Origin of the sequence: Micromonospora sp. S4605 (assembly GCF_003176715.1) — a bacterium.
In the GTDB taxonomy this organism is placed as follows: Bacteria; Actinomycetota; Actinomycetes; order Mycobacteriales; family Micromonosporaceae; genus Micromonospora; species Micromonospora echinaurantiaca.
Genome location: NZ_QGSW01000178.1, coordinates 188,228 through 197,646, shown reverse-complemented (window position 1 = coordinate 197,646; position 9,419 = coordinate 188,228). Strand labels below are relative to the sequence as shown.

Annotated in this window: 12 protein-coding genes; 5 read left to right on the top strand and 7 right to left on the bottom strand. The window is 71.8% G+C overall.

The features are described from left to right. The coding region (locus DLJ47_RS14265; RefSeq protein WP_146228089.1) for an aminotransferase class III-fold pyridoxal phosphate-dependent enzyme at nt 1-502 on the bottom strand (502 nt) is incomplete at its 3' end. A gap of 85 nt (nt 503-587) precedes the next feature. Between DLJ47_RS14265 and DLJ47_RS14260 the strand changes: the two genes are divergently transcribed. After that, nucleotides 588-1,541 carry a LysR family transcriptional regulator gene (locus tag DLJ47_RS14260; protein WP_109900490.1) on the top strand — a complete coding sequence of 318 codons (954 nt, stop codon included), beginning with the start codon at nt 588-590 and terminating at the stop codon, nt 1,539-1,541. Between the two features lie 9 nt (nt 1,542-1,550). On the opposite strand, the gene DLJ47_RS14255 is transcribed toward DLJ47_RS14260, so the two are convergent. Further along, the gene (locus tag DLJ47_RS14255; RefSeq protein WP_109900489.1) at nt 1,551-2,117 is read right to left on the bottom strand and encodes a CGNR zinc finger domain-containing protein; all 567 of its coding nucleotides are present in this window, start codon (nt 2,115-2,117) and stop codon (nt 1,551-1,553) included. A gap of 86 nt (nt 2,118-2,203) precedes the next feature. On the opposite strand from DLJ47_RS14255, the gene DLJ47_RS14250 reads away from it, so the two are divergent. Together DLJ47_RS14250 and DLJ47_RS14245 are read left to right on the top strand one after the other, a co-directional pair. Beyond that, on the top strand, nt 2,204-3,139 hold the full coding sequence (locus DLJ47_RS14250; protein ID WP_109900488.1) for a ketopantoate reductase family protein: 936 nt from the start codon (nt 2,204-2,206) through the stop codon (nt 3,137-3,139). A gap of 131 nt (nt 3,140-3,270) precedes the next feature. Beyond that, the gene (locus DLJ47_RS14245; RefSeq protein WP_233257827.1) at nt 3,271-3,657 is read left to right on the top strand and encodes a pyridoxamine 5'-phosphate oxidase family protein; all 387 of its coding nucleotides are present in this window, start codon (nt 3,271-3,273) and stop codon (nt 3,655-3,657) included. A 96-nt stretch (nt 3,658-3,753) separates the two neighbouring features. On the opposite strand, the gene DLJ47_RS14240 is transcribed toward DLJ47_RS14245, so the two are convergent. The 4 genes from DLJ47_RS14240 to sigJ all read right to left on the bottom strand — a co-directional run bounded on the left by DLJ47_RS14240 (nt 3,754) and on the right by sigJ (nt 6,774). Next, a complete protein-coding gene (locus DLJ47_RS14240; RefSeq protein ID WP_109900486.1) occupies nt 3,754-4,356 on the bottom strand; it encodes a dihydrofolate reductase family protein in 603 nt (200 codons plus the stop codon). Continuing rightward, nucleotides 4,353-5,222: a metalloregulator ArsR/SmtB family transcription factor gene (locus DLJ47_RS14235; protein WP_109900485.1), complete on the bottom strand. Its 870-nt coding sequence runs from the start codon at nt 5,220-5,222 to the stop codon at nt 4,353-4,355. Before DLJ47_RS14235 ends, DLJ47_RS14240 begins: the two co-directional genes overlap by 4 nt. Nucleotides 5,223-5,346: 124 nt before the next feature. Next, nucleotides 5,347-5,751 (bottom strand): helix-turn-helix domain-containing protein, encoded by a 405-nt coding sequence (locus DLJ47_RS14230; protein WP_109900484.1) that lies wholly within the window; start codon nt 5,749-5,751, stop codon nt 5,347-5,349. A gap of 87 nt (nt 5,752-5,838) precedes the next feature. Continuing rightward, nucleotides 5,839-6,774: an RNA polymerase sigma factor SigJ gene (sigJ, locus tag DLJ47_RS14225; RefSeq protein WP_109900483.1), complete on the bottom strand. Its 936-nt coding sequence runs from the start codon at nt 6,772-6,774 to the stop codon at nt 5,839-5,841. Nucleotides 6,775-6,927: 153 nt separating this feature from the next. Here sigJ and wrbA point away from each other — a divergent pair, with 153 nt between their 5' ends. Further along, the gene (gene wrbA / locus DLJ47_RS14220) at nt 6,928-7,536 is read left to right on the top strand and encodes an NAD(P)H:quinone oxidoreductase (RefSeq protein WP_109900482.1); all 609 of its coding nucleotides are present in this window, start codon (nt 6,928-6,930) and stop codon (nt 7,534-7,536) included. A 111-nt stretch (nt 7,537-7,647) separates the two neighbouring features. Here the strand turns inward: wrbA and DLJ47_RS14215 are convergent, their stop codons facing one another. Further along, entirely contained in the window at nt 7,648-8,667 is a 1,020-nt protein-coding gene (locus DLJ47_RS14215) for an aldo/keto reductase (RefSeq protein WP_109900481.1), read from the bottom strand. A gap of 141 nt (nt 8,668-8,808) precedes the next feature. On the opposite strand from DLJ47_RS14215, the gene DLJ47_RS14210 reads away from it, so the two are divergent. Then, complete coding sequence (locus DLJ47_RS14210; RefSeq protein ID WP_446723561.1) at nt 8,809-9,396, top strand: TetR/AcrR family transcriptional regulator; 588 nt, start codon at nt 8,809-8,811, stop codon at nt 9,394-9,396. Nucleotides 9,397-9,419: the final 23 nt, after the last annotated feature.

Here is a 9,419-nt window from a genome sequence, read left to right as displayed (position 1 = left end):
TTCCCGGCGGGGTGGGCCCGTACCCTTGGTGGCCGGCGCTGTACGTCGCGGCGGCCGCGGCGTGCGTCATACCGTGCCACGACTGGGCGAAGGCGACGATCTCATGTCTGCCCGTCACGAGCTTGGCCATCCGGATGGCCGCCTCGTTCGACTCGGCGCCGGTGGTCAGCAGCAGCGCCTTCGCCAGCGGCGCGGGGAGGGACCCGGCGAGCCGGCGTGCGAGGTCGACGACCGGGCGGGACAGCATGCCGCTGAACAGGTGGTCCAGGCTCGCGATCCCCCGCTGCACCGTCTGGACGATCGCGGGATGGCTGTGGCCGAGAATGGCGCTCATCTGCCCCGAGGTGAAGTCCAGGATCTGCCGGCCGTCGGCGGTGTAGACGAAGCTTCCGGCCGCGCGTTCGATGATCTCGGGCGTGAACGGAGCGCCGTATCGCACCAGGTGACGGTCGACGTCGGACCAGAATTGTCCGGCGGCGGTCCGGTCAGCGGTCAGCGTCATGCGCCTCACGATAGGACCGCTCGTTGTACGTGAATAGCTGAAGTTTCTGGCTACGCTGTGCGGAAATATTGCACAAGGAGTTCCGATGCGGCTGAACACGGCGCGCCTGGAGATGCTCAGCCTGCTGGACAGCCTCGGCACCGTGCGGGCCGTCGCCGCGGCCCTGCACCTGAGTCCGTCGGCGGTGTCAGCGCAGCTGGCGGTCCTGGAGACGGAGGCCCGCGCCGAACTCCTGCGGCGCACCGGCCGCCGCGTACAGCTCACCACCGCCGGGCGCACGCTTGCCCGGCACGCCCGCGTCATCCTCGACCAGCTCAAGGCCGCCGAGGCCGACCTGGCGGGCGCCTCCGGACAACCAGCCGGACCGGTACGCCTCGCGGCCTTCTCCAGCGCCATCCGCACCCTGGTCATTCCCCTCGCCGCGCGCCTGGGGCAGGCGTATCCGAAGATCGACCTGGACGTCTCCGAAGTCGATCCGCAGGCCAGCCATCCGGCGCTACGCCGCGGTGACTACGACGTCATCGTGACCGCTGACTTCATCGACGGATCCATGCCGTTACATCCGGACGTGCAGGCCATCCCCCTGCTCGCCGACGCCATCGTGCTCGTGGTGCCGGAATCGCAGGCTGGTCCGGACGTACCGGCCGACGTGGCCGACTTCGCCGAGGCGACCTGGTCCATCGACCTGCCCGGTACGTACCTGTCCAGTCTGGTCACGAGCACCTGCCGGACGGCCGGCTTCGAACCGATCGTGGCGGGCCGCTTCGCCAGCTACGAGCTGCTGCTGGCGCACGTCGAGGCGGGCCTGTCCGTGTCGCTCCTGCCCGAACTGGCCGTGGACCGGCGCTACCACGTCGCCACCCGCCCGCTACGCCGACCGCTGACCCGCCACGTCTACGCGGCCGTTCGCAGCCGATCGGCGCTCACCGCGGCGAGCCAGGTCGTGCTCGACGAACTGTGCGACCTCGCGAGGACGTTCGCTGACGACTGGCGCGACAGGTCCGGCTCGGGAGGGAATGTCGAGCTGGACAAGGGGTAACGGACGGCCTCAGCGCGCGGTGGCGCGGCGGCGGTAGCGGGTCATCTTGTCGCGGCTGCCGCAGACCTCCATCGCGCACCAGCGGCGGCTGCCCGCCCGCGAGGTGTCCAGGTAGAGCAGCGTGCACGTGTCGCTGGCGCATTCGCGCAGGCGATCGGCGTGGGGGCCGCCCAGCAGGTCGACGCCGTCGCGGGCAACCAGCGCCAGCAGCGAGCCGGCGGTGGGCGCCGCGAGACGTTTCGCCGAACCGTCGGCGGTGAGCTGGACCGCGGGTGGCGCCTTGGCCGCCCAGTGGTTCACCACCTCGACGGCTCGCCGGTCCACCGGTGCCCCGAAGACCCGGCCACGCATCAGCCGGTAGAGGGCTTCGCGCAGCTCACGGGCGCCGCGAAGGGTCGAGGCGGGAACCGGCACGGTGCTGTCGGTCAGACCCGCCTCGATGAACCAGCGGGCCAGATCGGCCGGCGTGGGGATGCGCTCGACGCCGGGGTCGCGCCAGCGCAGGCCGTGGGTCGCGGTGAAGTCGACCGACACCCGTCCGCCGACGAACCGGAACGCCGCCGCATCGTGAAGCACCGCCCGATGATACCGGTTGAACCGGTAACAGAGATCACCGCGTGCGTCCTGTCGCGTTACCGGGTCGACTAGTAACGTCTCGGCGCATGAAGATTCTTGTCGTCGGAGCCGGCGCGACCGGAGGCTACTTCGGCGCCCAGCTCCAGCAGGCCGGCCGGGACGTCACCTTCCTCGTTCGGCCCAGGCGCGCCGACGTGCTCCGGGAGCGCGGGCTGCGGATCACCGGCCTCGGTGCCGAGACCGTGCTCACGCCCCGGCTGCGCACCGCCGCCCAGCTCGACGGGCACTACGACGTCGTCCTCGTCTCGGTGAAGGCCACCGCGTTGCCGGCGGCGATCGACGACGTCGCCGCCGCGGTCGGCCCACGTACGACGCTGATTCCGTTCCTCAACGGGATGGCCCACATGGACGCGTTGAACGAGCGGTTCGGGGTGGACGCCGTGCTCGGCGGCGTGGTCCGGGTCCTCACCACGCTCGACGCCGCGGGTGACATCGTCCGGCTGGGCACCCTGGCCGAGATCGTGGTCGGTGAACAGACGGGCGGCACATCGCAGCGCGTCGAGCAGATCGGCGAACTACTCGCCGACGCGGGCTTCGACTTCTCCATCTCGCCGGACATCCGCCGCGCCATGTGGCACAAGTGGGTCTTCATCAGCACGCTCGGCGCGCTCAACACCCTGGCGCGCGGATCGGTGGGCGACGCCGTGGCGGTTCCCGGCGGCGACCACCTCGGCTCGCAGATCGCCGCCGAGGTCGCGGCCGTCGCCGCAGCGGCCGGGTACCCGGTGCCGCAGCCGGCCCTCGACACCGTCCGGGCCTTCGTGACCCGCCCCGGCTCGGCCGACACCGCCTCGCTCTACCGGGACCTGATCGCCGGACAGCCGACCGAGGCCGAGCAGATCTTCGGCGACCTCACGGCGCGGGCCCGGGCGCTCGGCGTACCCACACCGTTGCTGGACGCCACGACGGTGGCGCTGCGCGTGCACGAGCAGCGCCTGCGCGAACAGCCACCGCGCGGGTGAACCGGTGACCGATAGAGTCCTTCGCCGGAGCGAAGGCTCTTGACGACGTGACTGGAGGAAGCATGACGGACGCGCCGCCGCGTGGGCTTGAGGAGAGGCTGCGGGACACCCGCGCGAGGCTGGAGAGCGATGTGGATCTCTGGGTCGCGACCGCCGGCTCCCCGGGCGGCGTCCACCTCATCCCGCTCTCCTTCCTGTGGGACGGCAGCGCCCTGCTCATCTCGACGCCGCGTGCCTCGGTCACCGGCCGCAACCTGCTGGCCGACCCCCGGGTGCGACTCAGCCTCGGGCCGACGCGCGACGTCGTCATCATCGACGGCACCGCCGAGCCGGTGGACATCGCCGACCTCGGCCCGGAGACCGGCGACGCGTTCGCGACCAAGACCGGCTTCGACCCGCGTCAGCTCGACGAGCCGTACCAGTACTTCCGCATCCGGCCGCGGCGCATCCAGGCCCGGCGGGAGGCGAACGAGCTGGCCGGCCGGGTCCTCATGCGCGACGGCCGCTGGGTCGGCTGACCCGCCCCGCGCACCCGGCGGGTGCCCGCGATTCGAGGAGGAGACTCCACAGTCGAATCGGGGGCACCCCGCCGGCTGCGAACGCTGACCGGCCGCTCAGCGGATCCGGTCGTAGACGAGGGCCAACGTGCCGTGCTCGCCCGCGGCCTGGCTGGCGAGCGCCCACCGCCCGGCGGGTAGGCCGTCGTCGAAGAGGCGCGGCCCGCCGCCGAGGAAGACCGGGAAGATCGTCATCGCCAGCCGGTCGACCATGTCGGCCGCCAGCAGCGCCTTGATGACGCTCGCACTGGCGAGTACGAGGATGTCGCCGCCTTCGGCCGCCTTGAGGCCCGCGACCACCTCGGCCGTCGGCTTGTCGACGATCGTCGTCCGCTCCCACGGCGCCTCGCCGAGGGTGGCCGAGAGGACCACCTTGTCGGCGTCGACGAGCCACTTCGCGAAGCCCTCGTCGCGCGGGTCGGCACCCTCGGCGCCGATCACGGTGGGCCAGAAACCGAGGAACCCCTCGGCGTTGACCCGCCCGAGCAGGGCCGTCGTCGCCGGCTCCCAGAGGCTGGTCAGGTGGTCGCGGGCGACGTCGGTGTGGGCGTACGGCATCACCCAGCTCATGTCCCGGGGGTCGCGCGGCCCGGCGTAGTGGCCGTCGAGGGAGAGGGCGATGTTGGTGACGACCCGGCGGCTGGCGGTCTGCTGTGTCACGTCGTGCTCCTTGCGTCGGTGCCGCTGCCATCGGTGGCGTCGGCGTGGGGCGGGTCCGCGGCGAGGACCGCGGCGAGCTTGTCGAGGCTCTGACCGAAGCCGATCTCGATGCCTGCGATGAAGTCGGCGGAGTCGACGGTGCTGTCGGTGATCCGCCACTGGACGTCGAGGTCCGTGCCGGTGTCGGTGGGCCGGAGGTGGAGGTCGACGTGGGCGGTGAAGGCGAGGCCGCCGTCGGGAAGCAGGGGGGAGAGCCGGTAGCTGAGGCGTTCACCCGGGCGTACGTCGTCGACGACGCCCTCCGCGCGCCCGGCGACCAGGTCGGCACCGCCGGCGTCCTCGGCGTCGCGGTACTCCTGGACGATCCGTCCGCCCGGTCGGGCCTCGAAGACGAGTTCGGAGACGCGCAGGTCGTCGGGCGTCCACCAGTGGGCGAGCAGACCGGCCTCGGTCAGGTGGCGCCAGACCAGCCCGGGGTGCGCCCTCAGTGACCGGAGGAACCCGAACGCGCGCCCGTCGGCCCAGCCCGGCGCCTTCGCGGCGAGTCGCTCGGCCCGCAGGCTGATGCCGTAGCGGTCGTAGGTCGCGAGCGGGCCGCCGGCCTGGTCCGCGCGGTCGGCGAGTCGGCCGAGCGCAGCCGCCAGCTCCCGCAGGGCCTCGGGCTGGAGCGCGTAGATGCGGCGCTGGCCGGTGCGCTGCGAGGTGACCACCCCGGCGCGCTCGAGGGTCTGCAGGTGTTTGGTGGTCTGCGGCTGGCGTGCCCCGGCGAGCTGGGCGAGGACGCCGACCGGGCGGGGCCGCTCGGCCAGCAGGGTCACGAGCCGCCAGCGGGCCGGATCGGCCAGTGCGGTGAGGAGTGCGTCCACAGGTTCGAGTATTCTTGACCAGGAATATTCCTGTCAAGGAATAACTTGACCCCGTGGCGCACCGCTCGGTGCGGGCCCGCCCCCAGGTCTGGCGCGTCGCCGCCGTAGGGGAGGGGCGGCCCGCTCAGGCGAGAACCGCTCTGGCCCGCCGCAGTACCTCGTTGAGCACCCGCGCGGCGGCGGTCACGTCGTCCGCGGGCAGGTCCGCCCAGACCGGGGCGACCCGCTCGGCAGTCTGCGCCTGGATCTCCGCGACGAGCCTCCGGCCGTCGGCGGTCAGCCGTCCGTTGCGAAGCAACCCCGCGGCGGTGAGGCCCTGCACGAGCTCGCCGGCGTTGCCGAAGCGCGCTCTGTCGGCGACCGCCCGAGCGAGGTCGTCGCCAGTGGAGACTTCCTGCTCCAGCAGGCTCGCGAGTCGCAGCGTCACCCACTGCGGCTCGGTCAGCCGGTCACCGAGGATCGTGGTGAGGATGGCGTTGAGGGTCTTCTCGGTCTGTCCGATCAGTTGGGGGCCGAAGGGGATGTGCATCGCGATCTCCCGAGGTCAATCGTTGGTGCGACCAACGATACAGGATGTTGGTCCTGCCAACAAATCTCGGATTGGCTCAGGCGTGTCTCAGCCGGTCGTCCACGGCCGGAGCTTGTCCGGGTTGAGGATCGCCCAGATGTGCTTGATCCGGTCGCCGGCGACGCGGAACGCGTAGACCGCCACCGGGACACCGTCGAGCTGAGCCACGAGACCGGGCTCGCCGTTGACGACGCGCTCCACGATCACCATGCCGGCCACCGGACCGGCCCGCTCGACGAGGAAGCGTGCGATCCGCTCGGCGCCGGCAACCGGGCGGGGTTCGGACCGGACGAGTCCGCCGCCGTCGCCGGTCGCCGTGGCGTCGGGGGCCAGCAGGCCGACGAGGGCGGTGATGTCCCTGGCTTCCCATGCCTGCTTGAAGGCCCTGACGATGTCGGCCTGCTGAGCTGTCGGAGTCGTGGGCACCCGCGCCGCGCGAACGCGGCGGCGGGCCGACGAGGCCAGCTGGCGACATGCCGCCGGCGTACGGCCGACGACCTCGGCCACCTCGGCGAAGGAGTAGCGGAAGACGTCGTGCAGGATGAACGCGACGCGCTCGGCGGGGGTCATCGAGTCGAGCACGACGAGGAAGGCCATGCTGAGCGACTCGTCGAGGGTGACCCGGTCGACCGGGTCGACAGTGGCGTCAGCTGGCCGCCCTCCGGTCCACTCGGTGTGCCCGGGTAGCGGCTCTGGCAGCCATTCGCCGACGTACCGCTCCCGCCTGACGCGTGCCGAGCGGAGCACGTCGAGGCAGATGCGACCGGCCACCTTCGTCAGCCAGGCGCCGGGGGACTCGATGGCGTCCTGCTGCTGCGCTGACATGGCGTACCAGCGGGCGTAGGTCTCCTGTACGACATCCTCCGCGTCGGCCAGGGATCCGAGGAGCCGGTACGCGAGACCGATCAGCTGGCGCCGTTCGCTCATGATCGCGCTCAAGCCCGGATCGGGCCCGTCCTGCCCTGGCCCGGGTGGGGTGGTCATGGTGCCGGCTCCCTCGATCGCTCTGCCTTCACCAGTCCGACGAGACAGCGCACCCGATTGTGCGGGCCGGCGCCTCGCCTGACATTCCGCCGGGTCGTGCCGTCGTACCGCTGAACGGCACCATCCCTGCAATCTGAGGTGGAGAAACCGAGCATGGAATCCGTGAACGTGGCGATCATCTACTACAGCGCCACCGGCACCGTGCACACCCTGGCGCAAGCCGCCGCCGAGGGCGCGGAGAAGGCCGGCGCGCAGGTGCGCCTGCGCAAGGTCGCCGAACTGGCACCACCGGAGGCGATCAACGCCAGGCCGGAGTGGGTCCAGCACCGCGCGGACACCGCCGACGTCGCCGAGGCCGGCCTCGACGACCTGGCCTGGGCCGACGTGGTGCTGTTCGGTACCCCCACCCGCTTCGGAAACGTCGCCAGCCAGCTCAAAGCGTTCATCGACACCACCGGTCCGCTCTGGCTGCGGGGCGGGCTCGCCGACAAGGTGTACGCGGCCTTCACCGCCTCCAACACCGCCCACGGCGGACAGGAAGCCACCCTGCTGGCGCTGGGTAACGTTTTCTACCACTGGGGCGGCATCATCGTGCCGCCCGGCTACACCGACCCCGTCCAGTTCCAGTCGGGCAATCCCTACGGCACCTCCCACGTGGCCGGCGACGGCCCGCCGGGAGACGTGGCCCGGCAAGCGGCCCGTCACCAGGCTCGCCGCGCCGTCGACACCGCGGCCGCACTCAAGGCCGGTCGCGCCGCCTGAGCCAGCACGGGTCCAGCTGTCATTCACCGTCAGCCCGGCAGCCTGCCGCATCAGGCGCAGGCGGCGCACCAACTGGCGCCGCCTGCGCCTGCCGGCCGGCGCGCCCGGCGGTCAGCGACGTCGCAGCGCCGGGTCGAGCAGGGCGGGCGGGGTGTCGAACTTCTCGTCGGGCGCGAGGTCGACGCCGGGGGCAACGATCGCGTCGATCGCGTCGAGCACGTCGCTGGGGAGCGCGGTGTCCGCGGCGGCGAGTTGGGAGCGCAGGTGATCCATGGTGCGGGGGCCGATGATCGCGCTGGTCACGGCGCGGTGCGCGGTGACGAATCCGAGCGCGAGCTGGATCATCGTCAGGCCCGCCTCGTCGGCGAGTGCGGCCAGCCGCTCGACGGCGTCGAGCCGGGCCTGGTTGGCGGGGAGGGTGAGGTCGAAGCGCTGCGGCAGGAAGGCCGAGCGGCTGGTGGTGATCTCCCGGCCCTTCCGGATGGCCCCGGACAGCCAGCCCGAGGCCAGCGGGCTCCACGCCAGCACGCCGAGCCCGTACTGCTCGGTGACCGGCAGCACGTGCGTCTCGATCCCGCGCTGCAGGATCGAGTAGCTCGGCTGTTCGGTGACGTATCGGCTCAGGTGGTTCTCCCGGGCGGCCCACTCCGCCTGCACGATGCGGTACGCGGGGAACGTCGAGCAGCCGAAGTAGCGGATCTTGCCCGCGCGCTGCAGGTCGGTCAACGTCGACAGCGTCTCCTCGTCGCCGGTCCGCGGGTCCCACCGGTGGATCTGGTAGAGGTCGACGTGGTCGACGCCGAGCCGGCGCAGGCTGTTGTCCAACGCCGTGACCAGCCAGCGGCGCGAACTGCCCTGCTGGTTGCGCTCGTCACCCATCGGCATGCCCGCCTTCGTGGCCAGCACGATGTCGTCCCGGCGGCCGGCGATGGCCTTGCCGACCATCTCCTCCGACTCGCCCCGGCCGTACATGTCGGCGGTGTCCACGAGGTTGATTCCCCCGTCGATGGCGGCGTCGACCATGGCGGTGGCCTCGTCCTGGGTGGTCCGGCCCAGGCTGCCGAAGTTCATCGCGCCGAGCGCGAGGGTGCTGACCTGCACGCCGGTGCGGCCCAAGGTGCGGTACTGCATGACTGTTTCCTCCGTCAGAGGTCGAGGCGGATGGCGGTCGCGCCGCTCGTTCTGGCACAGTGAACAAACGGAGCGCCGTTCCGCTAAACAGCATACGGAACGCTGTTCCGTTTGCCAAGTGACGATGAGAGTGGGGGCATGGTGGTCGACTCCGACGGCGGTTCAGGGGCATCCGTCACGCGGAAGCGGGCCGACGCCCGGCGCAACGAGCAGACGCTGCTGGACGCGGCCGCCGCCGCCTTCGTCGCGTCCGGCGTCGACGTGCCGGTACGCGACATCGCCGCCCGGGCCGGCGTCGGCGTCGGCACGATCTACCGCCACTTCCCGACCCGAGCAGACCTGATCGTCGCCGTCTACCGGCACCAGGTCGAGGCGCTCGCCGCGGCCGGCCCGACCCTGCTGGCGGACAGCACCGCACCGTACGCCGCCCTGGCGCGATGGATCGACACCTTCGTCGACTTCCTGGTCACCAAGCACGGCCTCGCCGAGGCGTTGCAGTCCGACGACGCCGCCTTCGAGGCGCTGCACGCGTACTTCCTCGACCGCCTCGTCCCCGTGTGCGCCCAACTGCTCGACGCCGCCGCCACGGCCGGCGAGATCCGCCCCGACCTGGACGCCTACGAGCTGATGCGCGGCGTCGGCAATCTCTGCATCGGCGCGGACAGCAACCCCCGGTACGACGCCCGGCGCATGGTCGGACTCCTGATCGCCGGGCTGCGCCCGCACTGACGGACGCTCCGCAGGTGACGGCA